Genomic DNA, 26445 nt, shown 5'->3' on the forward strand with positions numbered 1-26445 from the left:
CTTGACCTGCCAGCGCGCTCGTACGAGCGGGTGCCTCTCGGCGAACGACCGTGCGGCTGAACTGTAGCGATTTCATCGCGTGCCCTCGAAAGACCAGCGCGCCTCAACAAACGCCGTGCGACCCGCATAGGGATGCGATTGATACGCACGCTCGTCGGTAAGGTTGTCCACGCCCAGCGCCAGCTCGATGTTGTTTTCCATCGTGTACGCCACCCGTGCATCCAGCATCGTGAAGCGCGAGACGCCGCCGTATGTATCGGGATTGATGTCGTCGTTCTCCAGGCGGTTGTACATCCGCCCGGAGTAACGAATCCCGAGACTGGTCATCCACTGATCCGTCGGCCGCCACACCGCTTGCAAATTTCCGCGCCAATCCGGAACGCGCGGCCAGATGTTGCCGACCGACACGGGATAGTTGTCGTTCTCCAGAATCCTGGCACGCGCATACGCCAGGCTGCCGTCGAATGACACTGACTCAATCGTTGGCAACGCGACGCTAAAGGCCGTTTCGATGCCGCGCGTCCGTACGCGGTCAACGTTCTGCACATTGGTGACATTCGGCGTCACCGTGATGTTCGTCTGACTGAAGATGCTGTCACGGACGTCGTCCTGGAACAAACTCGCGCGCAGCTTGCCCCAGCTGAACCAGCGCTCGACCGTGAAGTCGACCGAGTCGGACCGTTCCGGCTTCAAGTTCGGATCGTTGACGACGATGGTCCCCGCCGTGCTCGTGCCTTGAAACAATTCCGGCACTGTCGGGAAACGCACGCCGCGACCCGCGCTCAAGCGAAGCGTCCAATCGTCATTCAACGTGTAGGCCAGCGATGCCTTCGGCGACAGCGCGCTGTCATTGCGCTCGGGGTACGACACCACCGACGTGCCAGCACGTTGACCGCCATCGAACGCCGACCATTCTTCATAACGCGCACCCAACGTGAGCGCCCAACGATCCGCAAGCTGCCACTCGTCCTGCAGATACAAAGCTTCGAGCCGCGTCTGACCGAACACGTTCTGGGTCAGTGCGCCGCTAGTAACGTTGTAGACAGGATTGTCGAGTTCGTACTCATTGCGGTGATAGCCGATCGCGAGCGTGTGTCGTCCGCCTGTCCAGTCGTCAGCGAACGGCGTGTAGACGCCCTGCACTTCGAACGTCTGCCAGCCGGTGCCGTCGCGCTCCGTATTCGTCGGATCGGGCGAACCCGCGGGACCTGAGCCGTTGCGATATCCCTCGACGAGCGTGTCTTCGAGGATGTCGTAACGCGAATAGACCAGCGAGCCGTTCCAACCATCGGGGCGCGTGGTACGTAACGTCGTCCCCCACAGCCGATGTTCTTCTTTGCGTGTGCTCGGCAAGAACGCGTTGGTCGGAATATTGAAAGTAATGCCATCGGCGATCACGCGACCCGACCAGACTTCGTTGCCCGCCGCGTCACGCATCAACGTGCGATTCTCGTTGTTGGTGTCGTTACGCCACATCGAGACGAAGCCCTCCGCCTCCAGCCAATCCGTGAATGCATAACCGCCCCGCAGCTTCACTTGATCCTGAATCGTGTGATCGATGGCGCCCGAGTTCGCTCCGAAGACCGCGCGCTGACGACCCTGCGGATCGCTATCGAAACGCACGCCCGTAACCGGTGTTGCCGCGCCTGTCACCGTCGGGAACTGCCCGGCTGCGTTGGCGGATACCGTGTAGTACTGCATCGGATGCCCAGTCGCGTCCTGACGATTCGCGGCCAACGTGAACCACGCTCCGTTGTCGAAGCGATTGCCGAGATATCCCGACACTTGGTAGCCGTTGTAGTCGTCGTCGAGACCGTACTCGTCGAAGTGCTCGCTGAACGCCGTGGTCCGGACGCTCGTCTCGAAATCGGACGGCCGACGAGTTCGGATCGCAACGGTCGTGCCGATGGAGTTGCCGGGATAGACCGCCGAGTACGGGCCATACAACACATCGACACGCTCGATCTCCTCGGGCGCGACCATGTTCCAGCGGGGCGCATCGAACCGACCGAGGAAGTTGGACAGCAAATAGCCGTCCATGAAAACCAGGCCGCGTGCCGGTTGCAGCGTCGAGAAGCTGCGACCGCCGATCAGCGCGTTCCGATCGCCGATGTAGCGCTTACGAATGGTGAGATTGGGTAAATATTTGAGGGCGTCCTCGGGATTGAAAAGATTCTGCGTGCGCAGCTCGTCGGCGGTTTTCGACGCCGTCGTGTTGGGCACATCCACACCGGGCCGCTCGCGCAGGCCGGTCACAGTGATTGCATCTATCAATTTGTCCGTCGCCACGCCTTGGGCGTGCGCGCAGACAGTCGCGCCGGCACTTAACAGTACCGCCGTCGCGAGCTTAGTTCGGGTGTCCATGAAATCGACTCCAGACCATCGCCGCCGCGATGTTTAGTCGCGGCAATCAAGGGCGCGGAACGATCAGGAGCGAGCAGCAATGCCCGCGATCCTCATCGTCGGGGCGCCCTCACTGGTGACCAATGTCAGGCGAGGCTGGGAGGACCGCGAATGCGATCGGCGCGAACGGGGCCGACACGGAAGGTCGGCGCGGAGAGGAATTCGAAATGTTCGTCACGCGGAGCATCGGTCGCACCCGCGAGATAAGGAATGTCACAAGGCGTCGCCGATGCGACCAGCGAGAACGGACAGGGCGAGTTGTCGTCATGCGAAGCCGATGCTTGATCCGCTCCGCCATGATGCATGCCCGGGTGATGCTGATGTTCGGCATGGGCTTGCTGGGTCGCCGGCTTCGGCGAGAACAGCGGCGCCACGACGCCGGACGGACAGAACATCAACTGCAGCTGGCCCGCATCCACCGACAGCATGAAGCCAGCCGGAATCAGTGCCCGCATGACCAGCAGCGGGACGATCCAGAGACTCAGCAGTTTCAGGTAATGGCGACGCATGACTGCGAGCGGAAGTATACGCCCGCTCCAGTTCAGGCAGTCACCCTCCAAGGTGAGACAGATTGCCCCAGCGCACGGATGTACTCAGGGCTGCTCTTTCGGGCAGTACCCTTTTAGAGCAGTCTCTTTTTGAGCATTTTTTCTCTGGCCACCGCTGCTTAGGATGCGTCCCATCGAAATAACACTGGTTGGGGAGCATGCCATGGACACCGCTGAAGTCTGCGAGCAAACCGATATCTACGAACAAGTCCGGGAGGCAGTGCGGCAAGCCGTAAGTGACACGCTGGCCCGGATCGCCACCCGGGACGATCTGAACACCCTGCTGTTGCAACTCATGCCGACCCCGGCCGCCACCAATGCGGTGCGCGTCTCAGCGCCGCCCTCGGCCGCCACGCCGAGCTCGGTTCGACTGACGGCGCGCGAACAGGAAATTCTCGAGCGCATCACCGCTGGCGACAGTAATAAAGAAATCGCCCGTGCCTTCGATCTCAGTCTGCATACGGTGAAACGTCACGTCGCGAACATTCTGACCAAGCTCGGCGTCAGCTCGCGCGTGCAGGCGGCCACCTGGAAGTACGCGCGTCACTGATGAGATCGCCTTCGGCCATGTTGTCCCCGGAGCACATTCTGCAGACGGGCTTCGGATTCCGCGCTTCGCAGACATTACTGTCGGCGGTCGAAGTTGGATTGTTCACCGAGCTCGGCAAAGGGCCGCGCTCGAACCGTCAATTGCGCCGCTCGCTCGGCTTGAAACAAAGCGCCGTTGCCGAGCTGCTGGAGCCGCTGGTGGCGCTGGGCTTTCTGGAACGAGAAGGCGACGACGCCGGCGCCGTGTACGTGAACAGTCGGGAGAGCGGACATTTCCTGGACCGGAACAGTCCCGGCTATCTGGGCGACGTGCTGGTCCAAAGTGCCCGCCCCGAAGCCACCCCACAACAGTCCTCAGCGACTGGACTGTTGACCATCGCAGCCTTGTTACTCGCCGATCGTTTCGATTTTTCCCGCTATGGATCGATGCTCGACCTGGGCAGTACGCGCGGCTTGTTGGCGAGAGCCCTCGCCGCCCGGCACGCGCATCTGGCTTGTACGAGACTCGGCTTTTCCACACTGCGAACCACCGGCTCCCTACCTCGCGCCGATGTCATCGTGACGCCGATGATTCTCCGGCGTTTCGATGAAGCTGGCCGAACGCGGCTCATCAAGCGCGCTCATCAAGCGCTCGCCTCTGGCGGCTGCCTGATCGCCATCGAATTTCTGACGGGCGAAGATCGGCGTCGAGGCTCGGCCTTGGCCGCGCTACTGGGCGTCGAGCCCCAGCGCCACCGTGCACTGAGCTGGTCGGACCTGGATGACAGCTGTCGTGCAGCCGGCTTCGAGCGCACCGAATTGTTGCCGCTGATCGGCCCGTTGACTGCGACACTCGCCTACAAGCCGCCCAAACGTTGAGTTGTCGACCTCGCTGACAATTTGCCGCCCGAGACCAACGGGAGGCTACTGCTCGCGTGCGCATTCGCTAGAATCCGGGACCGAATCTCCAGCCCAAGGTCCCCGTCTCAGAGATCCATGGCCCGCAGCGACCCTCCCCGCGCCATCTCCCGCTTGCGTCATCGCCCGGTTGCGCGCCGGGACGTCGATGAATGTTTCGAGCTGCTACCGCCGTGGCTCGGCGTGGATCAACAGCAAGTCGCGGAGATCCGGCAAGTGTGGGATTGGCTCATCGATGAGCCGTCGCTGCTCTCGGGCGTCATCGAGGATCTGGCGCTGCCGCCCGGTAGGCGCATCCAGGCATCGGGCGTCACGCTCATCGTGCCGCAAAGCCTGGTGCGGGCGTTGGACCTGGACGGCCAGCCGCGAGCATTCATCACCCGGCGCATCTACAGCGCGCTCCGGGATGGCAGCTTCAAGCCCATGACCGATCGCGAGATCGGCATCGAGAATGCCCGCGGTGAGCTCACGATGATGATCCTGCACTTCTCACAACGCGATCACGACATCACCAATCCGTACGTGCAAGACGTGATTACGATGGCGAACGATACGTTCCGCATGTTCCACGACGGCTTCAACCTGCGCGCCGTGTATTACGAAACGGGCGAGATCAACGATCTGGTCGCGGTGGCGTCCGGCTTCATCCGGCGTCATTACGCCAACCCGGCGGAATTGCAGGTTCTGCCGCGCGAGCATCAGCCCGCTCTGTTCGGCCTGACCCGCGAGCAGGCCAAGGGCTTGTTGCCTGGCTCGCCGGCCCGCAATTGTTTCCAGAACCAGCCGCCGCTGTTCACCTTCTCGGCCTCGCAACGCCGGCTGCTATGGTTCGCCTTGTTCGACGACTCCGACGATGCACTGATGCCGTTGCTCGATGTGTCGGTGCACGGCCTGAAGAAACTCTGGCGCGGCATCTACGAGCGCGTCGAAGATCGCATGCCCGAGTTCTTCGGCGACAGCGGCAGTGGCGACGAAGGCAAACGGGGTCCGGAGAAGCGGCGGCAAGTGCTCGCTTACGTTCGGCAGCGACCGGAAGAATTGCGGCCCTGGTTTGCGGGCTGAGCCGTGCGCACGCCTCACATCGCAAGATTGCGATTCCGCCCCACGCAGCCCGCCGACCTGACGGAATGTTTGGCTTTGTCGCCCGAATGCCTCGGCCTGGACGACGGACTCCGGCGCGCCCTGCCGGGGCTGTGGCAGCGGATTCTAGGCCTGCCGAGCATCATCACCACCGTGATGGAAGACCTGGCGATGCCCACCGGCCAGCGTATTCAAGGCTGGGGTTACAGCTTCGCGCTCGCCGACGAGTGGGTACGACAGGAACAGCTCGACGACCGACCGTCCGCGTTCGTCATCCGACGCATCTACGCCGGCATTCTGGACGGCAGCTTCAAACTGATGGACGACGCCGAGCTGGGTCACGCGAACGCGCAGGGGCGATACAACTACATCCACTTCTACTCGCAACGGCGCAAGGATCTGAACGACCCGTACGTGCAAAGCGTGTTCAACATCGCCAATGAGGCGTTCCGCACGGCCGCCAGCGGTTACAACGTGCGAGCCATGTACTTCGAAACCAGCGCGCAAGACGCGCCGGCGATCGTTGCGGCCGGCTTCCACCGCAGGCTGTACGCAGACGAGAGCTCGCTCGAACACCTGTCGGAGGAGGCGCGTCCGGCGTTTCTCAGCATGACTCGCGAGGAAGTGCGAGCCAGCCTCCCGGGCACTTCGGTGCGACACGTGTTCGATCATCATCCGCCGCTGTTTCGATTCTCATACTCGCAGCGTCGGCTGTTGTGGCTCGCCCTGTTCGACGACAGCGACGCCCACCTCACCGAGCGATTGGAAATATCCGTGCACGGCCTGAAGAAATTGTGGCGCGGGATTTACGAGCGCATCGAAGATCGCATGCCCGAGTTCTTCGGCGACACCGGCGGCAGCGACGAAGGCAAGCGCGGCCCGGAAAAACGCCGCCAGGTGCTCGCGTATGTGCGTCAGAGACCGGAAGAATTGCGACCCTGGTCCGGCGCCGATTGATCCTTTGTGACATGCACTGAAGTGCATGGCTCCCCACTCGCCGCCGGCATAGCTCCTCCGAGCGATTCGACATCCGGGGCGCACCCGGAAACTTCGCGTCCATCGTTCACCGCGGAGTTTTCTCATGTTCAAGCGACTTTCCATTCTTGGCTGTCTGGCCCTGTCCTTGTCCGGCTGCATCAGCCCCGTCGAGGCCGCGACCTTGCCGATGCCCACTGTCGAATACTCGGCCGATCGCATCATCGAAACCGCGCAGGGCTCCTTCGAAGGCAAGATCTTCGCCGCCAAGGACAAGGAGCGTACCGAGACCAGCATGCAAGGCATGCAGAGCGTGATGATCCTCCGTAAGGATCAGCAGCTGGGCTGGATGCTCATGCCGGCGCAGCGCATGTATCAGAAGCTCGACTTCAAGCAGGCTCAGCAGCAAAGCGGCTCGCAGCCCAACGATGTGGAAATCACCGAAATCGGCAGCGACACCGTCGAAGGCATCGCGGCCACCAAGTACAAGATGATCATGAAGGACGGCAGCGCCGGCGGCTTCCTGTGGATCACGTCCGAAGGCATCACGGTCAAGATGGACATGCTTTCCAAAGACGGCCGCGATAAGAACCGCACGACCGTCACGCTGAAGAATCTGGTCATCGGCCCACAGGATGCCGCGCTGTTCGATCCGCCCGCCGACTACAAGGCCATGCCGTCGTTCGGCGGCGGTATGAAAGGTCTGTTCAATCGTTAACGCGCGCACGTCGTCACATCAGGGGCAATCATGAATTCTCGATATCTCGCGACGGCTGTGCTCGTCACTACTTCTTTGCTTGCTGGCGCTGCGTTCGCGGACTGCGCGGGCGACGGCGTCGCCGACAAGAAGCGCTCGTATCAGCAGGCACAGAACTTCGAGCACGAAGGGAAGAAGGAACAGGCGTTGTTTGCTTACCATGCTGCGCAGGGCTATGCGTGCGAACCCAACAATCCATATGAGATGGATGCCGCAAGACGCGCCGCGCCGCTCGGCCTGGAGCTCGGTCAGGCTGCTGAGAAGAAGGGTGATTTGGTTCGCGCCTTTCAGCTTTATGAGGCAGGCGGTCACTTTGCTCACGCCGATCGCGTGTTCATCGTAACGATTCGTGCGGAAGACTCGCCCCAGGCTTATCAACGCGCGCTCGAGCATTATCGAAATCGCGAAGGCGGCGCGTTCGTCAGCAACAATGCGGCTGCGCTGAAGGTCACTGGCAATTACAAGGTCGATCCGAAGTACATGGCCGAAGTGATGGCGATGCCGAAAAACGGCGTCGAGCGCGCGGCGGAGAAGGAGAAGGCTGCATTCAACGAGCAGTTCTTGCGCGAGTACGTGCAACTGATTCAGTCACAGCCGGATGACCCGAGCGACTTCGCAGCCCTGCAACGCGCTGGTGACGCCCACACGGCGTTCGCGAGCAAGTGGCCCGATCAGGATCCGATGAAGACTTCGCGTGATGCGATTCAGTCCATGCGGATGTGGGGTTTGAATGGCAACGACGAAGCATTGGCCAAGTCGGTGGACGGCCGAGTCAAGTCACTCGTCGAGCAACGAGCTTCGTTGCTACGAGACAAGTTCTTCAACGCACCGAAGCTGCTTGGTGACGCGATGGACTTCTATCGTGTGCTGGGGTCAGAGGCCGGCGTCGGTGGCAAGATCAAGGCGATTCGTTCGCAGGCCAAGCAGCTCGCGGCGGATGCGGATGCGAAGCAACGCTATGGATTGGCTGCTGAGTATTACAGCGTGGCGGGCGACAGCGATGCCGCTGAGGCGTCCCGTCAGAAACAACAACAGCTGGCGATGACGAAGATGCAGCCGTCGATCGATGCCGCCCAGAAACAAGCCGAGGAATTGCAGAAGCAGTTCAGCGACCCGAAGGCGGTGGAAGCGATGCGTAAGCAGGCCGAAGCCGCGCAGGCTGCGATTCAGGCTCAGCAGAAGAAGCAGCAGAAGAGCGGCGATAAGAAAAAGAGCGCGGAGGAGCTGGAGAAAGAGCTGGGGATGTAACAACTCGAAGGGTGCCCGCTCTGCCCCGGCAGAGCCGGCAGCCCGGCCTGCCGAGCCGGATCCACCTCGTAGCACACGCCACCTTCGTCGCAGGCCCCATTGCATCGCCCGGCTCCGCCGGGCCGATGCGGCTCTACTAGCCAGCCCTCGATCTCACTCCCTGGGCAACAAGAGCATGGCGCGGCTTCCGCCGGGGCCGATGCGACTCTACTAACCAACCCTCGGTCTCACTCCCTGAGCAACAAGAGCATGGCCCCGGCTCCGCCGGGCCGATGCGGCTCTACTAACCAACTCTCGGTCTCACTCCCTGAGCAACAAGAGCATGGCCCGGCTTCGGCCGGGCCGATGCGGCTCTACTAACCAACCCTCACTCACTGAGCAACAAGAGCATGGCGCTGCTCTGGCCGGGGCATCTGGCTCTATCAACAAACCAACGGTTTCAATCTCCCGGCAACAGGAGCCGGTATCCGACCCCTGCTTCAGTGAGTAGATACTGGGGTCGGGCCGGGTCCGGCTCGATCTTGGTTCGCAGGTTCTTGATACAAACGCGCAGGCTGCGGGTATCGCCGAGCTTGTCCGGTCCCCAGGCCTCGTTGATGAGCTGACGTTGCGTGACGATCATGCCGGACTGACGCGCCAGACTCTCCAGCACCCGATATTCGAGCGGCGTGAAATGCACGTCCCCTTTCGGCCCGACCGCCTGCCTCCGGGTCAAATCGATTGAGATCGTACCGATTTGCAGATTCGGCACCTGCTCCGCCCCACGAACATTCCGTCTCAACGCCGCTCGCACGCGGGCCAGCAACTCCGGCGCGCTGAAAGGTTTGGTCACGTAGTCATCCGCGCCCGCATCGAGCGCTTCAATCTTCTGCGACTCCATGGTCCGCGCGGACAGCACGACGACGGGCACCGGCGACCACTCGCGAACAGATCGAATGACTTTGAGGCCGTCAGCATCCGGCAACCCCAGATCCACCAGCAACAGATCCGGCTTGTGAGTTCGCGCCTCGACAATCGCGCGTGCCGCGGTCTCAGTTTCAATGACTCGATAGCCCGCCGTCTTCAGCAGCGTGCGCAGAATGCCGCGAATATCCGGCTCATCTTCGACAATGAGCACTTGATGAAGGGCCTGCGTCACGAGCTGGCCTCCTTCATCGGCAAAGTGAAAACGAATCGCGCCCCGCCGCCCGGCCGTGCACTCGCAGTGATATCGCCGCCATGAGCGCGAACAATCGCGCGACAGATCGCGAGGCCCAGCCCCGCACCGACCGTCGCGCCCTCCTCGCTGCCCCGCTGAAACTTATCGAACAACCGGCTCGCCTCTCCCGGCGGTAGCCCGGGACCCGCATCGTCACAAGTGACGACCACCGCCTCGTCGCGGACGGCGGCGGAGATCGTCACGGGCGTCGCAGGCGGCGTGTACTTCACCACGTTATCCAGCAAATTGACGAACACCTGCACAATCAAGTTCGCGTCGACATGGACCGGCGGCAGATCGGCGGGCAACTGCGATGTGACCTCGTGCGAGCCAAGCCGCTCTTGCATACGAATCAACGCGGTGCCGAGCAGATCGTCCACGGTCTCCCATTCCCGGCGCAGCGCGACCTGCCCGGATTCGAATCGCATCAGGTCGAGCACGTTGGAAACCAGATCCGTCATGTCGCGCGCTTTGGATTCGATGGACCGCGCCAGCTTCCGGCGCGCCGCTACATCCAAACCGTCGCCGTGCTCCACCAACGTACTGCTGGCACCGGCGATCACCGCAAGCGGCGTGCGCAAGTCATGCGAGATGGAGGCGAGCAACGTATTCCTCAAGCTCTCTGTCTCAGCAGCAACGCGAGACGACTCTGCAATTTCAGCCAGCTTGCCCCGCTCCACCGCCAAGCCGATCTGCGCCGCAAATGTTTCCAGCAACCGTCGCTGCTCAGGCAACAAGACGCGGCGCCGGTTCTGAGGCAACACTGCCAGCACACCGAGCTGCTGTTGTTCACTTCCGAGGGGCAGATACAACGCCGGAGCCGCGGGCAACGTATCCGAGTCGAGCCCCGCACGACGCCCATGATCGAGCACCCACTGCGCGATCGACAGGTCCGCGCCTCTGAGCGAACCCGCTTCCGCCCCTTCACGCGGATGCCCGAGCTTGCCGGCAGCATCCGGCAACAGAACCACAGCCTGACATTGAAACACTTCCGCGACATGACGAACCGCGACTCGCGCCATCTCAGCGATACCTCGCGTTGCCGCCAACTCTCGACTCATCGCGTACAGCAGATAAGTCCGTCGTTCTCGCGCGCCAGCGACGCGAGTCTGTTGCCGCACGCTCGCCATGAGGTTCGCAATCACCAGCGTCACGATCAACATCACCGCGAATGTCACGACATACTGCGCATCGGCAACCGAGAACGTGAAGTGTGGCGGCACGAAACAAAAGTCGAAGGCGAACACATTGGCAATCGCGGTGAGCACCGCCGGACCGCGACCGAAGCGCACGCCGGCGATGGTCGCCCCCAGCACGTACACCATCACGATGTTTGCCGCCTCGAAGCTCGACTGCATCGAGAATCCGACCAAGGTGCAAATCAACGTAGTAGCCAGCGCCCACGCGTACCGATCCCAATGCACGGGCATCGCCACTTCCGGCACCTCGGACCGCTCGGCCGCAGCTCGCTTCGGCGAATCGGCGGGCGCGATGGTGATCACATCGAAGCCCTTCGCCTTGCGAGCCAGGGCCGTCGTCGTGGACGGTCGGAACAACGCACGCCAACCCCGCCGCTTGGGCGAGCCGACGATCACGCGAGTGGCATTCCGGGTGTGGGCATACTCGGTCAATGTTTCAGCGGCCGTCGGACCGTCGAGCGTTACCGTCTCCGCGCCCAAAGATTCAGCGAGCCGCAAAACATCGATGCGACGATTGCGCTGGTGTTGTGACAAGCGCAGCAGCTCAGGCGTCTCTACATAGACAACCGACCAGACCGCATCGAGCGCATCCGCCATTCGCTTGCCGGCACGCACCAACTGCTCGGCCTGTTCGTCCGGTCCCACGGCGACGAGCAAACGATCACGCGCCATCCACGCGCGTGAGGCTCGATCCAATGAAGCGGTAGCGCGAGCGGAGGCGTCGACGCGGTCCGCCATGCGACGAAGCGACAGCTCGCGTAGCGCAATCAAGTTGGATTTGCGAAAGAAACGATCGGCCGCCGTGCGCGTCTCTTCCGGCAAATAGATAAGTCCCGCCTGCAAGCGCCCGAGCAGATCGTCCGGCGGCAGATCGATCAGCTCGACTTCATCGGCTTCGTCGAAAATACGATCGGGAATGGTCTCGCGCTGACGCACGCCGGTGATCTGTGCCACCAGATCGTTGAGGCTTTCCAGATGCTGGACGTTGACCGTGGTCCAAACGTTGATGCCCGCTTCGAGCAGCTCTTCGATGTCCTGCCAGCGCTTGGCATGGCGTGGCGGCGGATCGCCGTCGATGAGGTTGGAATGCGCCAGCTCGTCGACCAGCAGGATGGCCGGCCGGCGTTTCAGCGCGGCGTCGAGATCGAATTCCTGGCGGACCAGGCCGCGATAACGGACCGGCAAGGTGGGCAGCTGTTCCAGGCCTTCGCGCAGGCTCTCGGTTTCGGCACGGCCGTGCGGCTCGATATATCCAAGCACCAGATCGGCGCCCGTTTCCCTGACCCGATGCGCGGCCTCGAGCATCGAGTAGGTCTTGCCGACGCCGGCCGACCCGCCGAAAAAGATGCGCAGCTTGCCGCGATGGGCGCGAGCCTCCTGGGCGGTGACGGCGGCCAGCAATTGGTCGGGATCGGGGCGCATGCCCGATTTGAGCATGCCGCCACGGTCGCCAGATAGACCAAACGTGTGAGGATTTAGGCCCGGGCGACGGGCTGGTCCTCGGCGCTGGGGCTTCTCAGCTCGCCTTCCCACTTCGAAACCACCGCGGTCGCGACGCTGTTGCCGACCACGTTGGTCGCGGAACGGCCCATGTCGAGGAAGTGATCGATGCCGAGCAGCAGCAACATGCCGGCTTCGGGAATATTGAAGTGAGGCAGCGTCGCCGCGATCACAACCAGCGACGCGCGCGGCACGCCGGCGATGCCCTTCGACGTGAGCATCAGCACCGCGACCATGACGATCTGCTGGGCGATGCTCAACTCGATCCCGTACACCTGCGCGATGAACATGATCGCGAACGTGCAATACATCATCGAGCCATCGAGATTGAACGAGTAGCCCACCGGCAACACGAAGCTCGCCACGCGATTGCTACAACCAAATCGCTCCAGTTCCTCGAGGGTCTTCGGGTACGCCGCTTCGGAGCTGGCAGTCGAGAACGCGAGAATCACCGGCTCGCGTATGCGACGGATGAGCTGCGTGATGCGCGGCCCGATCACGACGCCGCCGGCGATAGCGAGCACCAGCCACAGGATCGCCAGGCCGAGATAGAACTCACCAATGAACAATCCATAGACGCCGATGATGCCCAGCCCTTCTTTCGCGACGGTGCTCGCGAGCGCACCGAACACCGCGAACGGCGCAAACAACATCACATAGCCGGTGACCTTCAGCATGATGTGCGCGACCACGTCGAGCACTTCGATGACCACCTTGCTTCGTTCGCCCAGCGATGCCATGGCGGTGCCGAAGAACAGCGAGAACACCACGATCTGCAGGATCTCGTTGCGCGCCATCGCGTCGATGACGCTGGTGGGGATGGTGTGCTCGATGAAGATCTTCAGCGACAACGCATCGCCCTTCACACCTGAAGTCGCGTTCGCTTCCGGAATCGGCAACTGCATCGCTTTGCCGGGCTCGAACAGCTGCACCAGGATCAGGCCCAGCGTCAGCGAGATCACCGACGCACCGATGAACCACGCCAGCGCCTTGCCGCCGACACGACCCACGGTCGCGATGTCGCCCATCTTCGCGATGCCGACCACCAGGGTCGCGAACACCAGCGGCGCGATGATCATCTTGATCAAGCGCAGGAACACGGTCGGCAGCAGCGATGTAACGTCCGCGTAGCCGGCGCTCGACTCCGGAAAATACGCGTACGCGAGGTAGCCGCTGAGAATACCGAGCACCAGCCCGATAATGATCCAGCGAGTCAGGCGATTCGGCATGAAGGTCCTTTACACGGCAACCAGCAACAGAATGCCCAGCGCGATGCGATACCAGGCGAACACGGTGAACTTATGCGTCTGGATGTATTGCAACAGCCATTTCACCGCGATGAACGCGACGATCGCCGATACCACGAAGCCCAGCGCCACATCGCCGAAGTTTTCATTCGCGAGCCCGCCGTCTTCATACATCTTGAGCAATTCGTAAGCGGTCGCGGCGAACATGGTCGGAATGCCGACCAGGAACGCGAACTCAGCCGCGGCCGGGCGCGACGTCATGCCGGCGAGCATGGCCGCGAAAATCGTTGCCGCCGAGCGCGACGTGCCGGGAAAGACCGCCGCGACGATTTGCGCCAGGCCCACCCAGGTCGCCACGCCCCAACTGAGCGTGTCACGCACCGGCTGCCGGTCGGCGTAAGCCTCGACCGCGAAAATCACGATGCCGCCGACTATCAGCGCCCAGGCAATCGGCGCCACCGTGTCGGGCAATTCCAAGCCAAGCTTCTTGGCGATGAGACCGCCCACCACGGTGATCACGAACGCCCAGCTCAGCTTGTACAAGTAGTCGCGATTGACGGGATCTTTGATATTGAGGGTGAGATTCCACAACCGCCGCCAATAGATCAGCACGACCGCGAGAATCGCGCCCGCCTGAATGGCGACGGTGAACAGCTCCGAGCGCCGGCCCAGCCAGTGCTGCGCGATCAACAAGTGACCGGTGCTGGAAATGGGCAGGAACTCGGTGATGCCCTCGATGATCCCGAGCAGGATGACCTGTAAAAAATTATCCACTCGTCCCCATCGTCATTCAGTGGCACATCGGCCAATGATACTGGCGCGGCGCAGCCGGGGACAGGGCTTGCAAGCACGCGAACCATACATCCGGGCATTAAGTTTCAGCCACGTGCCGGCCACTGCCGTATTTACACTGAGAGTCACCCTTCGGCGACAGGACTTGGACAGGTTTCAGCCGCGGCCCGGATTGAACTCGCGCATCCAGGTATGCAATTCGGTGCGGCCCGCCTCGCTCACACCGGTCATGATGTCGGCGAACACATCGTCGCGCTCATCCTGTCCCAGCTTGAATCTGGCCCGTACGTTGCGAACCTTGGCGCGGAAGCCGATGACGCGTTGAGCCAATGAGCCATAACGCGCGCCCATGTCATCCACTTTCCATGCCGCTGCGGCCGCCGAGCGCGGCGTCTTCTGTTCCATCGTGTTCACGAGCTCGCGCAAGTGCGCTTCAATGGCTGCGGGCTGCTCGAAAAATTCCACGTCGACGAAGAACTGCGCACTGGCGTAGTTCCAGGTCGGCGCCTGTGTTTTGTCCTGCATCCACGACGGCGAAATATAGCCATTCGCGCCCAGCACCAGCATCACGGCCTTGGGGTTCTGCATCAGCAGTTTGTATTGATCGTTGGAGCGCGCGAAATGCCCCTCCAGCACCTGCTGGCCCTGCGCGTCGGTCCGGGCAAGGATCGGCAGCAACGTCGAACGAAAGTTATCTTCGGCAACCGAACCGGACACCACCCAGGCGAGCGGCTGCTGTTGCACGAGACGTAACAAATCCGCATCGGAGCGCGGCGCGAAACGATCGACCCTGGCGTTCATGATCAAGCCCTTGGAAAAGTGCGCAATGCTATTGACCGCCGCGAACGGCAGCTTTGCTATGCGGATCATTTATTACCGCGCGCGGGCCACGCGCGCCACGTATAACCCGATCAGGTCCGGGTGCGACGGCGCGCCAGCAGCGGCCAGAGCCCGGCCGCCAGGAACAGGAAACTCACAATGATGACGGGCCAGTTACCGACCTGCGCATAAGGCGTCAAGCCGACGCGCGGCTGCACGTCGCCGGTCAGCACACCGGGCTTGAAGCGAGGGAATGTTTTCTCGATGACGCCATTGGCCGCGATGATGGCGGAGATGCCGTCGTTCCCCGCGCGCAACAGTTGCCTGCCGGCTTCGAGCGCACGCATGCGGCTGATCTGCAGATGCTGATGAGCGGCGGTGGAGTCGCCGAACCAGGCATCGTTAGTCACATTCACCAGCAGCGTCGCGGTCTTGAGGACTTCGAGCTGATCCGACGCGTAGGCGTCTTCGTAACAAATCGTCATGGCCAGTTTCTGACCGGCGGCGTCGAGCGGATCCTGATTGTCGACCCCGGCCCGGAAGCCGCTGTACGGCAGATCCATGCCGCGCAGCCAGGCAGTGATCCACTTCGGCAGCTCCGGGAAATACTCGGTGAGCGGCACCAGCCGACGCTTCGCATACCACTGCGGCTCCTTGTCGAGCGCCAGTACCGCGTTGTAGTACACCTGTTCTTCGAAGTCGTAACGCGCTTGCCCGAGCACCAGGGCCGAACCGGCACGGTGCGCAGCCGTCCACTCCTCGCTCAGCACATCCGTCAGCTCATGCGACAGACCGGGCAAGGCCGCTTCCGGCCAGATGATCAGCTTGGTGCCCAGATGGTCGCGCGTGAGATTGCGATACAGCGCAATGGTTTTGTCGCGCTGATCCTCTTCCCATTTCATTTCCTGCGGGACCGCGCCTTGCACGATGGCGACGCTGATCGGTTCGCCCACCTTTTCGGTCCACTCTTTGTTGTGGATCGACAGCCCGATGAGCCACAGGACGGCGATGACGCTCGCCGCCGCGATGCGCGTGTTCTTGTTCCCAAGCACGAGCGCGGTGATGGCACCGGCGCACAAAGTCACAGCCAGGCTGACGGTGTAAACACCACCCACCGGCGCAAAGCCCGCGAGCCACGTATCGGTCTGTGTGTAACCGAGCGCGAGCCAAGGGAAGCCGCTGAGAAACCAGCCGCGAAACCATTCGAGAATGACGATGGCGGCGGGCAGCACGAGCAACCAACGAATCCAGCCCTGCGCCGGAATCCAACGTTTCAATGCATAGCCGACGAAGGCCGTGTACGCAGCCATGATCGCAACGAGTGCCAGCATCACGAACAGCGTCAGGTACATCGGCGCGTGACCGATGGTGTGAATGCTGTGATATAGCCAGTAGGTGCCGGCCAGATACGTGCCCGCAGTAAACAAGAAACCGCGCTTGGCAGCCTGCTTCGGCGTCGCATCTTCCCAGGCCAGAAACAGAAACGCGAAACAAAGTATCGCCAGCGGCCAGACATTGAATGGCGCGAACGCGAGCGACACCGCCGCGCCGACCGGCAAGGACGCGTGCGTGTAGAACTTGAAGGCGCGCACGCTCAAGGCATGCTCCTTTTCGATCAGTGACGGCGTCGCCGTCCATTCTCCCTTCGAGATGCTCACTTGAAGGCGCCTGTTGTATTGGCCATCACAATGACGACTGACAGGATCAATCGTGCCAGGCGGCTCGGCCCTGCGCAGCCAGCCCGGGGCTGTCGTAGCGTATCAATCGTCTTTCGGTTCGATATCGCGCGGCGTGATCACACGCAGCAGGTCGAGGCGGCGGCGATCGGCGCGCAGTACTTTGAATTCGAGCCCGCCGAGCGAAAAAGATTCACCGCGCCGGGGCAACCGGCCCAGGCTGCTGATGGCCAGGCCGCCGATGGTGTCGAACTCCTCGTCGCTGAAGTCCGTGCCGAAGTAGCTGTTGAACTCGTCGATGCGCGTCTGCGCCTTGACGGTGAACTGCCGCTCGCCTTCCTTGCGGATGTCCAGGTCGTCGTCGGTGTCGTACTCGTCGCCGATGTCGCCGACGATCTGCTCGAGCACGTCTTCGATGGTCACCAGGCCCGACACGCCGCCGTACTCGTCGACCACGATGGCCATGTGATGATGGCTGACGCGGAATTCCTTCAGCAGCACGTTGAGGCGCTTGCTCTCGGGAATGAAGACCGCCGGACGCAGGCATTCTTTGATATCGAAATTGCCGCGGGCGCCGTCGGCGAAATAGCGCAGCAGGTCCTTGGCGAGCAGGATGCCGGCAATCTGATCGCGATCGTCGCCGATGACCGGATAGCGCGAGTGGCCGTGCTCGACCACCATCGGCAGGATTTCCTCCGGCGGATCGTCGCGATTCACGATGATCATCTGCGAGCGCGGCACCATGATGTCCCGCACCTGCAGCTCGACCACCCGAAACACGCCCTCCATCATTTCATGCGCGTCGGAGTCGATGATGCCCCGCTCGCGCGCCTGACCCAGCACTTCGTTGAGATCTTCCAGATCGCGCGGCTCGCCGCTCAGTGAGCCGGTGATCCGTCGCAGCCAACTGCCGGTGTGACTGTGCTCTTCAGGCATAAGGGTTGTCGTATCCGAATTGCGCCAGAATCTTCACTTCACGGGCTTCCATCGCCGTGGCGTCACGATCGTTCTCGTGATCGAAGCCCAACAGATGCAGCACGCCGTGGACCACCATGTGGGCCCAATGCGCCTGCGCCGGTTTGCCCTGTTCCTTCGCTTCCCGCGCCACCACGGGCGCGCAGATCGCGAGATCACCGAGCTCGGAAAACTCTTTGGCTGGAAATCGAGTCGGCACGCCGTTCTTGCCCGGCGCGAGCGGCGCGGCAGGAAACGACAGCACGTTGGTCGGTTTGTCTTTGTTGCGCCAGGTGCGATTGAGGCGGCGGCTTTCAGCGGCGCCGACGACGCGAATCGTGAGCTCGAGTGCGCTGTCGTTGCGAGGCAAGTAGGGGGCGCAGGCAGCCTGCGCCCACCGGTTCAGACTCCGGGCATGCGGTACGCCGCGACGCGAACTTGCCACTTGCACGGTCACGGCCAATTTCAAGCTCCGTCGCCTCCAGGCCGGTCGGGAGCGGCCGCCTGTTTCTGCTCGTACGCCTGCACGATCCGCTGCACCAGCGGATGCCGGACCACGTCACGCGAGGTGAAATGGGTGAACGCGACGCCGTCGACGCCCGGTAACACGTTCATCACATGCTTCAGCCCCGACAGCTGCTGCTTGGGCAGGTCGGTCTGGGTGATGTCGCCGGTCACGACCGCCTTGGAACCGAAGCCCATGCGCGTCAGAAACATCTTCATCTGCTCGACCGAGGTATTCTGAGCTTCGTCCAGAATGATGAAGGAGTCATTAAGGGATCGGCCGCGCATGAACGCCAGCGGCGCGATTTCGATCACCTGGCGCTCGATGGCCCGCGCCACGCGGTCGAAGCCCATCATGTCATACAGCGCGTCATACATCGGCCGCAAATACGGATCCACTTTCTGGCCGATGTCGCCAGGCAAAAAGCCCAGGCGCTCGCCCGCTTCCACCGCCGGTCGCACCAGCACGATGCGACGGACCCGATCCGTCTGCAGCGCCTCGACCGCGCAGGCCACGGCAAGATAGGTCTTGCCCGTGCCGGCCGGCCCGATGCCGAACGTCAGGTCGTTGGTGTGGATGTTATGCAGATACTGTCTTTGATTCGGACCCCGCCCGCGGATGCCGCCGCGTTGGGTGTGGATCGTGACCTCATCCGACGGACGAGGCGCGACCAAGACTGGCGCCGTCGTTGTTTCTTCCATCCCTGCCTCCTGCACAGCCAAGTGCACACGTTCCGGTGTGATTGCTTCTTTCGACGACAGATCGAACAAACGTCGCAGCACCCGCTCGGCCGTATGGGCCGAGGCCGCGGGGCCGGACACTTCGATATGACCGCCACGGCGATGCACCTGCACGCTGAGCCGCTGCTCGACGTGACGCAGGTTCTCGTCCATGGGGCCCACGAAATTGGCGAGCCGGGCGTTGTCCACTGGCTCGAACGCGAGCTCGCGCGTTGCGATGGATGCGTTCAATTGCGGGCCACGTCTTCCGCACCGACCAGCCGGCCACGCAACGAATTCGGCATGGCCTCGGTGATCAACACATCGGCGAATTGATTGATCAGCGAGTGCGGGCCATCGAAGTTGACCCAACGCATGTTCTCGGTCTTGCCGGCAATCTGCCCTTCGTGTTTTTTCGCGGGGCGCTCGACCAACACACGCTGCACCGTGCCGACCATGCGACGACTGATCTCCAGGTGCTGCTGATTGATCCGCGCCTGCAGAATCTCGAGTCGCTTGTGCTTCTCTTCCTGAGAGACATCGTCCGGCAGCGACGCCGCCGGCGTACCGGGGCGACGGCTGTAGATGAAGCTGAAAGACTGATCGAAGCCGACGTCGGCGATCAGGTTCATGGTCGCTTCGAAATCTTTCTCGGTCTCGCCGGGGAAGCCGACGATGAAGTCCGAGGAGATGCTGATATCCGGGCGCACCGCGCGCAGCTTGCGGATCTTTTGTTTGTATTCGAGCGCGGTGTAGCCACGCTTCATCGCCATGAGAATGCGGTCTGAGCCGGCCTGCACCGGCAGATGCAGATAGTTCGCGAGCTGCGGCACGTCGCGATAAGCCTCGATCAGGGAGTCCTTGAACTCCACCGGATGTGACGTTGTGAAGCGGATGCGCTCGATGCCCGGCACGTCCGCCACGCAATAGATCAACGTACCCAGATCGCAAGGCGTTCCATCGTCCATCGGGCCGTTATAGGCGTTGACGTTCTGGCCGAGCAGATTGATTTCCTTCACGCCTTGCTCGGCGAGCTGGCGAATCTCCGTCATCACCGACTCAAACGGACGGCTCACTTCCTCGCCGCGCGTATAAGGCACGACGCAGAAGGTGCAGTACTTACTGCACCCTTCCATGATGGACACGAACGCAGTCGCGCCTTCCGAGCGCGGCGCCGGCATGTGGTCGAACTTCTCGATCTCAGGAAAGCTCACGTCGACCACCGAGCGGCCGGCCGAGCGGATCTCGTTGATCATGTCCGGCAGCCGATGCAGGGTCTGCGGGCCGAACACCAGATCGACATAAGGCGCACGCTTGGTGATGCCCTCGCCTTCCTGACTGGCCACGCAGCCACCCACGCCGATCAACAGGCCGGGGTTGTTCTTTTTCAGCTGCCGCCAGCCGCCCAGCTGCGAGAACACCTTCTCCTGCGCCTTCTCGCGCACCGAGCAGGTATTGAGCAGCAACAGGTCGGCCTGGGCCGGGTCGTCCGTCGGCTCGTAGCCCCCTGCCTCGCGCAGCACGTCCACCATGCGGGCGGAGTCGTACTCATTCATCTGGCAGCCGAAGGTGCGGATAAAGACGCGAGGCATTGGGTAAAAACGAGCGGACGAACGCAGGCTATGAGGGGCTGATAAGGATAAGGGCCGCGCGGTGGCTTTTCCACCGGCGAACTCATTTCGGGGGCCCGGCAGCACGGTTGGCTGGCGGGCCCCGAGAGATAGGGGCAATCTTTTGTTAATTCAAGGGCATGGCTGTCTCGCCAGGCCCCATTCCGGTGCGGGTCAGAACGGAATGTCGTCGTCGAAGCCGCCGCCACCGCCGTCATCGGCCGGCGGGGGCGCCGAACGCTCGCTCTGCTGGGAACGGGACGGGGCGCGACGCGGCTGTTCGTCGTCGCCGCCAAAGCCGCCGCCACCGCCTCCACCACCGCCGCCTCCGCCACCGCCCCGGCCGCCCAGCATCTGCATGTTCTGGCCGATGATTTCGGTGGTGTACCGGTCCTTACCTTCCTTGTCCTGCCACTTACGGGTGCGCAGCGAGCCTTCGATATACACCTGCGAGCCCTTGCGCAGGTACTCCGCGGCGATCTCGCCGAGCTTGTCGTAGAGGACGATGGCGTGCCACTCGGTGCGCTCCTGCATGTCGCCGGTCTGCTTGTCCTTCCAGGACTCGGAGGTGGCGATGCGGATGTTGGTGACCGCCTTGCCGCTGGGCATGTAGCGCGTGTCGGGGTCCGCTCCCAAGTTGCCCACCAGAATGACTTTATTGATACCGCGCGCCATGACTAGCGAACCTCGAATTCAGTGAAGGCGGGGATTGTAAACGCGGTTGGCCAGGCTCGCAGTACATTCTGGGACCCCCAAACCGCCAGTTATTCAGTGTGCCGCGCCGGGCCGATTCATGCTTGGCGCAAGCTCCGGCTAATTCCTGCCGGCCCCTGTCGAGTTTTTGCTCCAACTTGGCCGGCTCCGTATATTGAACGATCCCCTTTTGACGCCACGTCTGGAACCCATGCCTTCCATCGTTATCCGCGGCGCCCGCACTCACAACCTCCGCAACATCGATCTCGAGATCCCGCGCGACAAGCTCATCGTCTTCACGGGCTTGTCGGGCTCGGGCAAGTCGTCGCTGGCGTTCGACACTATCTATGCCGAGGGCCAGCGCCGCTATGTCGAGTCGCTGTCGGCCTACGCGCGGCAATTCCTGTCGATGATGGAAAAGCCCGACATCGATTCGATCGAGGGCCTGTCGCCGGCCATCGCGATCGAGCAGAAGTCCACTTCGCATAATCCGCGCTCCACGGTGGGCACGGTCACTGAGATTTACGACCACCTGCGTCTGCTGTTCGCGCGTGTCGGCACGCCGCGCTGTCCGGATCATGGCGTCGATCTCGCCGCGCAGACGGTGAGTCAGATGGTCGATCAAGTGATGCGCCTGCCCGAAGGCACGCCGCTGCTGCTGCTCGCACCGATGATCGACGACCGCAAAGGCGAGCACGCTCAGGTGTTCGAACAACTGCGCGGCCAGGGTTTCGTGCGTGCTCGCGTCGACGGACACGTCGTCGAACTGGACGCAGTTCCGAAGCTCGATCCGAAGAAGAAGCACAGCATCGATGCGGTCGTCGATCGTGTGAAAGTCCGCCCCGATGCGGCTCAGCGCCTGGCGGAATCTTTTGAAACGGCGCTGCGCATGGCCGACGGCGTCGCGCGCGTTTCGTTCATGGACGACCCGAAGCGCGAAGAACTGGTGTTCTCCGATAAGTTCGCCTGCACCGTCTGCGGTTACAGCATCGCCGACCTCGAGCCGAAGCTGTTCTCTTTCAACAACCCCGCGGGCGCCTGCGCCACTTGCTCGGGCTTGGGCGTGCAGCAGTTCTTCGATCCGGCGCGCGTGATTCATCATCCCAATCTATCCATCGCCGGCGGCGCGATTCGCGGCTGGGATCGGCGCAACGCTTATTACTTCGCGTTGATGCAATCGCTGTCGAAGCACTACAAGTTCGACGTCGAGGAACCCTGGGAAGACCTGCCCGCCAAGAGCCGGAAGGTCGTGCTCTATGGCAGCGGCGAAGAAAAGATCGATTTCAAATACGTCAACGCTCAGGGCGGGACCTTGCGTCGCTCTCACAAGTGGGAAGGCGTGATTCCCAATCTCGAGCGACGCTATCGCGAGACCGAGTCGGTCGCGGTTCGCGAAGAGCTTGCCAAGTATCTGAGCAATCAACCCTGCCCCGATTGCGGCGGCACCCGGTTGAATCGTGCGGCTCGCAATGTGTTCGTCGCCGAGCGCAGCTTGCCGGAGCTGGCCCGGTTGGCGGTGGCGGATGCGTTGAGCTTCAGCTCCGATCTGAAACTTGAAGGCTGGCGCGGTGAGATCGCGGGCAAGATCATCAAAGAGATCGGCGAGCGGCTGCGGTTTTTGAGCGATGTGGGGTTGGATTATCTGACCCTGGATCGCAGCGCCGATACGTTGTCCGGCGGCGAGGCGCAGCGTATTCGGCTTGCGAGTCAGATCGGCTCTGGGCTGGTCGGTTGTATGTACATCCTCGACGAGCCTTCGATCGGCTTGCATCAGCGCGATAACGATCGACTGCTGCTCACGTTGAATCGGCTGCGCGATTTAGGAAACACCGTGCTGGTCGTCGAGCACGACGAAGATGCGATTCGTCACGCCGATCATGTGGTCGACCTCGGCCCGGGCGCGGGCGTGCACGGCGGGCAGATCATTGCTCAAGGCACGCCGGCGGAGATCGCGGCCGATGCCAATTCGATCACGGGCCAGTACCTGTCCGGTAAGCGTGAGATTGCGATTCCGGCTCTGCGCACGCCGGTGCAGGCGGAGCGTCATCTGCGCGTTGTGAATGCGCGCGGAAATAACTTGAAGGGCGTGACGGTTGATATTCCGCTCGGCGTGATGACGTGCGTGACCGGCGTGTCCGGCTCGGGCAAGTCGACGCTCGTGAACGACACGTTGTATCAATTCGTCGCGCGACAGTTGAACGATGCCTCCACCGATCCGGCACCGAGCGACGGTGTCGAGGGCTTGGATGAGATCGATCGGGTGATCGATATCGACCAGAGCCCCATCGGCCGCACTCCCCGCTCCAACCCGGCGACCTACACCGGTCTGTTCACGCCGATTCGCGACATCTTCTCCGGCGTGCCCGAAGCACGCGCTCGTGGCTATGAAGCCGGGCGCTTCAGCTTCAACGTCAAAGGTGGCCGCTGCGAAGCTTGCCAGGGCGACGGCGTCATCAAAGTGGAAATGCACTTCCTGCCCGACGTGTACGTGCCTTGCGATGTTTGCAAAGGCAAGCGCTACAACCGCGAGACGCTGGAGATTCGTTACAAGGGCAAGAACATCAGCGAAGTGCTGGAGATGACCGTCGAGGATGCGCTGGAATTCTTCCGCCACGCGCCGGTGATCGCACCGAAGCTGCAGACGTTGATGGATGTCGGCCTGTCCTATATTCGCCTGGGACAGAACGCGACGACGCTGTCAGGCGGTGAGGCTCAGCGCGTGAAGCTGGCGAAGGAACTGTCGAAGCGCTCGACGGGTCGCACGCTTTATATTCTCGATGAGCCCACGACCGGCCTGCACTTCTTCGATATCGAGCAGCTACTGGGTGTGTTGCATCGTCTGCGCGATGAAGGCAACACGATTGTGGTCATCGAGCACAATCTCGACGTCATCAAGACCGCGGACTGGATCATCGATCTCGGTCCCGAAGGCGGCGGCGGCGGCGGCACGATCGTGGCCACCGGCACGCCCGAGGAGATTGCTCAGGTGAAGGGGTCGTATACGGGTAAGTATTTGAAGCCGATTCTGGAGAAGAAGAAGCCGGCGGCGGTTCGGAAGCGGGCTTAGCGGACGTGTGCGACCATGGCGCACCTTTCGTGCACTGGAGCACGAGGCTGCGCCTACCGAGCACAAAGCAACTCATCCGTCGCAGCAGTCCACCGCCGAGGAAACCGAGGTTACTGCGTATAGTCAGGGACCACCGATCGTTGGTCCCGAAGAAGCCGAAACTGATCGACGACGGCCCCTCGATTTCCAGCTTCTGGATGAACCCGAAGTAATCCGGCGTCGTCGCGCGATCGAGCACTGCGCCGTTCGAATCCAACAGATAGAACCAATGGTTGGTCCCCTCGAAATAATCGTAGCTGACAATGACCAGGAAGCCCGCATCGCATTGAAACTGATGCTGCAGCCGGTCGCCGTTGATCACTCCAAGGGACCGACCTTCCATCAGCAGCGGACTGAGATGGTCCAGCATCACGGTCCCAGGTAACGACGGCCCCAAAGAGAACAGGTGAACTGCTTTCATGCCGCTGCAAACATCGCCGCTCTCCTCGCAGCCCAACCTTCTTCTACGTTAGAGATATTCGTACTTGGCGGCAATAAATTCATTGCTCGAGGTCACCAGAGCTTCCACCACGGCTTCGTCGCTTGCGGTGACGATACGCTGTCCTCAGCTTTTCCGTCCGTGACATTGCGCGCGAGTTGTGTGTAGTCAGTGCGGTCGGTGGTGGCGATGGCTACAGATGTTGAGGCGATGGGAAGATCGTCGGGAGGAGACAAGCCGAAGGCACGCATGAGTTGCTCTGTTTCTTTCATGTAATAATTTTCGACGGCGATCCCCACCTCTTGGGGGAGAGGCGAGCCGGAGGAAGTGAGCTCCCCGTCGATGTTTTGAATCATTCGGCGCAGTTGGCCGGATTCGTAACAGCAAAAGGACGCGCAGCCGCCGGCGGTTTCGACGATGAAGGAAACGACCGAGCCGAACCGGACGCTCAGTTCCTCGAGCGCGGCGTCGTCGCCGGGCAGAACGAAGCTGAAGTCCATGAGCACGGCCCAGGGCCCGTCCTGGCACAACACATAGGCCTCGACACCCTGGTTATCTTTAGTCCACTCGGCTGCCGACACGAAACGCTCGTGGGCGTTTTTCCAGGACCAAACGTCGTCCGCAGTGGCGAACTTCTCCGCGGAGGAGACAACCTCCAACTCGGGCCACGTCTCAGAGAACGCTGCCCTGAGCTCCGACACGGACGTCTTCGCGGCGATGAGTCCGAAATGCATGCCCATTGTTAGATCTCCGTGGCATCCGCTTCTCACACGATAGTGATAATCATCCCGTGACCAAGCGCCGCGCTCCGGTTTTTCTATCCGCCAGCGCGCACGGTCAACTTTGCGCCGAGAGCATGCGCGAGCGAGGTTAGGAGCGGGCGAGCCTCGGCAACGTAGTCGCCGATCACTCGTCCGCACCAGAGACGCAGATTGAGAGTTCCGCCGCCGACTTCCGCCGTGGCAAACCCGGGCATGTCGAAGCGCAATTCTTTGCCTGTGAAAGGGTCTTGTCCCGATCGATAGCCGCGATACTGCACACCCTTGCAGGCAGAGACAGCGACTTTCCATTCGTCCAGCGATATGGGTCGAAGAATGGACTCGGCCCACGCCGCACTGCGGGCGATACAGAAGGACTTCGGGGGCAGCGGGCCGCGAGCGGGATTCTCTTGCTGAGCCGAATCGAGGAAGGATTCGAGATCCTCCTGGGCATCTTCAATGCCGGGCGGATCGTGCGACCAGAGCCGTACTCGATCGGATCGCTCGGGCTCGGTCGAAACGAAATAATAGTTGCCGAAGCCGTCGCCGGAGAGAAAGAAACGATTGCGCGTCCAGCCGGTCTCGTCGTTCTCGCGCAGCTCGAGATTCAAAATACAAAGCGTCTTGGGATCGAAGCCGCGTTTGCGCAAAACGGATCGATCGGAAGCCTCGACGTACTCGATGTACTCTTCCGGGACGAGCTCCGGCAACAACGCCTCCAGCTCGTCCAGATCGATTTTCATTGTTCTCTTCCAGTGAGTGTCGACCGCGCA

At 61.9% G+C, this 26445-nt stretch carries 22 protein-coding genes; 7 read left to right on the plus strand and 15 right to left on the minus strand.

Going from position 1 to position 26445, the window contains the following annotated elements; genetic code table 11:
• Positions 1–72 precede the first annotated feature (72 nt).
• Positions 73–2364: a TonB-dependent receptor gene (locus tag ACFPN2_RS05930; RefSeq protein WP_380595712.1), complete on the minus strand. Its 2292-nt coding sequence runs from the start codon at positions 2362–2364 to the stop codon at positions 73–75.
• Between the two features lie 125 nt (positions 2365–2489).
• Positions 2490–2912, minus strand: coding sequence for a hypothetical protein (locus ACFPN2_RS05935; RefSeq protein ID WP_380595713.1), 423 nt, complete (start codon positions 2910–2912; stop codon positions 2490–2492).
• A gap of 202 nt (positions 2913–3114) precedes the next feature.
• On the opposite strand from ACFPN2_RS05935, the gene ACFPN2_RS05940 reads away from it, so the two are divergent.
• The 6 genes from ACFPN2_RS05940 to ACFPN2_RS05965 all read left to right on the plus strand — a co-directional run bounded on the left by ACFPN2_RS05940 (position 3115) and on the right by ACFPN2_RS05965 (position 8457).
• A complete protein-coding gene (locus ACFPN2_RS05940; RefSeq protein ID WP_380595714.1) occupies positions 3115–3501 on the plus strand; it encodes a response regulator transcription factor in 387 nt (128 codons plus the stop codon).
• Positions 3501–4358 (plus strand): methyltransferase family protein, encoded by an 858-nt coding sequence (locus ACFPN2_RS05945; RefSeq protein WP_380595715.1) that lies wholly within the window; start codon positions 3501–3503, stop codon positions 4356–4358. The genes ACFPN2_RS05940 and ACFPN2_RS05945 overlap by 1 nt, the downstream gene beginning before the upstream one ends.
• 117 nt (positions 4359–4475) lie before the next feature.
• Positions 4476–5459: a hypothetical protein gene (locus ACFPN2_RS05950; RefSeq protein WP_380595716.1), complete on the plus strand. Its 984-nt coding sequence runs from the start codon at positions 4476–4478 to the stop codon at positions 5457–5459.
• Positions 5460–5462: 3 nt separating this feature from the next.
• On the plus strand, positions 5463–6434 hold the full coding sequence (locus ACFPN2_RS05955) for a hypothetical protein (RefSeq protein ID WP_380595717.1): 972 nt from the start codon (positions 5463–5465) through the stop codon (positions 6432–6434).
• A 124-nt stretch (positions 6435–6558) separates the two neighbouring features.
• Positions 6559–7170, plus strand: coding sequence for a DUF4412 domain-containing protein (locus tag ACFPN2_RS05960; protein ID WP_380595718.1), 612 nt, complete (start codon positions 6559–6561; stop codon positions 7168–7170).
• Positions 7171–7200: 30 nt separating this feature from the next.
• The gene (locus ACFPN2_RS05965) at positions 7201–8457 is read left to right on the plus strand and encodes a hypothetical protein (RefSeq protein ID WP_380595719.1); all 1257 of its coding nucleotides are present in this window, start codon (positions 7201–7203) and stop codon (positions 8455–8457) included.
• Positions 8458–8896: 439 nt separating this feature from the next.
• Here ACFPN2_RS05965 and ACFPN2_RS05970 read toward each other — a convergent pair whose 3' ends face one another.
• The 11 genes from ACFPN2_RS05970 to ssb all read right to left on the minus strand — a co-directional run bounded on the left by ACFPN2_RS05970 (position 8897) and on the right by ssb (position 21351).
• Complete coding sequence (locus ACFPN2_RS05970) at positions 8897–9595, minus strand: response regulator (protein ID WP_380595720.1); 699 nt, start codon at positions 9593–9595, stop codon at positions 8897–8899.
• Positions 9592–12291, minus strand: a complete 2700-nt coding sequence (locus ACFPN2_RS05975) for an ATP-binding protein (RefSeq protein WP_380595721.1) — start codon at positions 12289–12291, stop codon at positions 9592–9594. The genes ACFPN2_RS05970 and ACFPN2_RS05975 overlap by 4 nt, the downstream gene beginning before the upstream one ends.
• A 38-nt stretch (positions 12292–12329) precedes the next feature.
• Complete coding sequence (locus ACFPN2_RS05980) at positions 12330–13583, minus strand: dicarboxylate/amino acid:cation symporter (RefSeq protein WP_380595722.1); 1254 nt, start codon at positions 13581–13583, stop codon at positions 12330–12332.
• A gap of 9 nt (positions 13584–13592) precedes the next feature.
• Positions 13593–14375: an undecaprenyl-diphosphate phosphatase gene (locus ACFPN2_RS05985; protein WP_380595723.1), complete on the minus strand. Its 783-nt coding sequence runs from the start codon at positions 14373–14375 to the stop codon at positions 13593–13595.
• 174 nt (positions 14376–14549) lie between these two features.
• Positions 14550–15263, minus strand: coding sequence for an FMN-binding negative transcriptional regulator (locus ACFPN2_RS05990; protein WP_380595724.1), 714 nt, complete (start codon positions 15261–15263; stop codon positions 14550–14552).
• Positions 15264–15304: 41 nt separating this feature from the next.
• Positions 15305–16870, minus strand: a complete 1566-nt coding sequence (gene lnt / locus ACFPN2_RS05995; RefSeq protein ID WP_380595725.1) for an apolipoprotein N-acyltransferase — start codon at positions 16868–16870, stop codon at positions 15305–15307.
• Positions 16871–16972: 102 nt separating this feature from the next.
• Positions 16973–17824, minus strand: coding sequence for an HlyC/CorC family transporter (locus tag ACFPN2_RS06000; protein ID WP_380595726.1), 852 nt, complete (start codon positions 17822–17824; stop codon positions 16973–16975).
• The gene (gene ybeY / locus ACFPN2_RS06005) at positions 17817–18311 is read right to left on the minus strand and encodes an rRNA maturation RNase YbeY (RefSeq protein ID WP_380595727.1); all 495 of its coding nucleotides are present in this window, start codon (positions 18309–18311) and stop codon (positions 17817–17819) included. The genes ACFPN2_RS06000 and ybeY overlap by 8 nt, the downstream gene beginning before the upstream one ends.
• Positions 18308–19318, minus strand: coding sequence for a PhoH family protein (locus ACFPN2_RS06010; protein WP_380595728.1), 1011 nt, complete (start codon positions 19316–19318; stop codon positions 18308–18310). Before ACFPN2_RS06010 ends, ybeY begins: the two co-directional genes overlap by 4 nt.
• Positions 19315–20760, minus strand: a complete 1446-nt coding sequence (gene miaB / locus ACFPN2_RS06015; protein WP_380600045.1) for a tRNA (N6-isopentenyl adenosine(37)-C2)-methylthiotransferase MiaB — start codon at positions 20758–20760, stop codon at positions 19315–19317. Before miaB ends, ACFPN2_RS06010 begins: the two co-directional genes overlap by 4 nt.
• Before the next feature lie 90 nt (positions 20761–20850).
• Positions 20851–21351: a single-stranded DNA-binding protein gene (gene ssb, locus ACFPN2_RS06020; protein WP_380595729.1), complete on the minus strand. Its 501-nt coding sequence runs from the start codon at positions 21349–21351 to the stop codon at positions 20851–20853.
• A gap of 229 nt (positions 21352–21580) precedes the next feature.
• On the opposite strand from ssb, the gene uvrA reads away from it, so the two are divergent.
• Positions 21581–24436, plus strand: a complete 2856-nt coding sequence (gene uvrA / locus ACFPN2_RS06025) for an excinuclease ABC subunit UvrA (RefSeq protein WP_380595730.1) — start codon at positions 21581–21583, stop codon at positions 24434–24436.
• A gap of 552 nt (positions 24437–24988) precedes the next feature.
• Here uvrA and ACFPN2_RS06030 read toward each other — a convergent pair.
• Both ACFPN2_RS06030 and ACFPN2_RS06035 read right to left on the minus strand, forming a co-directional pair.
• On the minus strand, positions 24989–25654 hold the full coding sequence (locus ACFPN2_RS06030; protein ID WP_380595731.1) for a hypothetical protein: 666 nt from the start codon (positions 25652–25654) through the stop codon (positions 24989–24991).
• A 77-nt stretch (positions 25655–25731) separates the two neighbouring features.
• Positions 25732–26415 (minus strand): SMI1/KNR4 family protein, encoded by a 684-nt coding sequence (locus ACFPN2_RS06035; RefSeq protein WP_380595732.1) that lies wholly within the window; start codon positions 26413–26415, stop codon positions 25732–25734.
• Positions 26416–26445: the final 30 nt, after the last annotated feature.

Source organism: Steroidobacter flavus, from assembly GCF_042651805.1.
Lineage (GTDB): Bacteria > Pseudomonadota > Gammaproteobacteria > Steroidobacterales > Steroidobacteraceae > Steroidobacter > Steroidobacter flavus.

Bases quoted from the DNA above. Each gene is read 5' to 3' on its own strand.
- ACFPN2_RS06035 (WP_380595732.1), bottom strand. From the start codon at position 26,415: ATGAAAATCGATCTGGACGAGCTGGAGGCGTTGTTGCCGGAGCTCGTC.
- ACFPN2_RS05975 (WP_380595721.1), bottom strand. From the start codon at position 12,291: ATGCTCAAATCGGGCATGCGCCCCGATCCCGACCAATTGCTGGCCGCC.
- ACFPN2_RS05965 (WP_380595719.1), top strand. From the start codon at position 7,201: ATGAATTCTCGATATCTCGCGACGGCTGTGCTCGTCACTACTTCTTTG.
- ACFPN2_RS05980 (WP_380595722.1), bottom strand. From the start codon at position 13,583: ATGCCGAATCGCCTGACTCGCTGGATCATTATCGGGCTGGTGCTCGGT.
- ACFPN2_RS06000 (WP_380595726.1), bottom strand. From the start codon at position 17,824: ATGCCTGAAGAGCACAGTCACACCGGCAGTTGGCTGCGACGGATCACC.
- ACFPN2_RS05940 (WP_380595714.1), top strand. From the start codon at position 3,115: ATGGACACCGCTGAAGTCTGCGAGCAAACCGATATCTACGAACAAGTC.
- ACFPN2_RS05960 (WP_380595718.1), top strand. From the start codon at position 6,559: ATGTTCAAGCGACTTTCCATTCTTGGCTGTCTGGCCCTGTCCTTGTCC.
- uvrA (WP_380595730.1), top strand. From the start codon at position 21,581: ATGCCTTCCATCGTTATCCGCGGCGCCCGCACTCACAACCTCCGCAAC.
- ssb (WP_380595729.1), bottom strand. From the start codon at position 21,351: ATGGCGCGCGGTATCAATAAAGTCATTCTGGTGGGCAACTTGGGAGCG.
- ACFPN2_RS05950 (WP_380595716.1), top strand. From the start codon at position 4,476: ATGGCCCGCAGCGACCCTCCCCGCGCCATCTCCCGCTTGCGTCATCGC.
- ACFPN2_RS05945 (WP_380595715.1), top strand. From the start codon at position 3,501: ATGAGATCGCCTTCGGCCATGTTGTCCCCGGAGCACATTCTGCAGACG.
- ACFPN2_RS05935 (WP_380595713.1), bottom strand. From the start codon at position 2,912: ATGCGTCGCCATTACCTGAAACTGCTGAGTCTCTGGATCGTCCCGCTG.
- ACFPN2_RS05990 (WP_380595724.1), bottom strand. From the start codon at position 15,263: ATGATCCGCATAGCAAAGCTGCCGTTCGCGGCGGTCAATAGCATTGCG.
- ACFPN2_RS05930 (WP_380595712.1), bottom strand. From the start codon at position 2,364: ATGGACACCCGAACTAAGCTCGCGACGGCGGTACTGTTAAGTGCCGGC.
- ACFPN2_RS06030 (WP_380595731.1), bottom strand. From the start codon at position 25,654: ATGGGCATGCATTTCGGACTCATCGCCGCGAAGACGTCCGTGTCGGAG.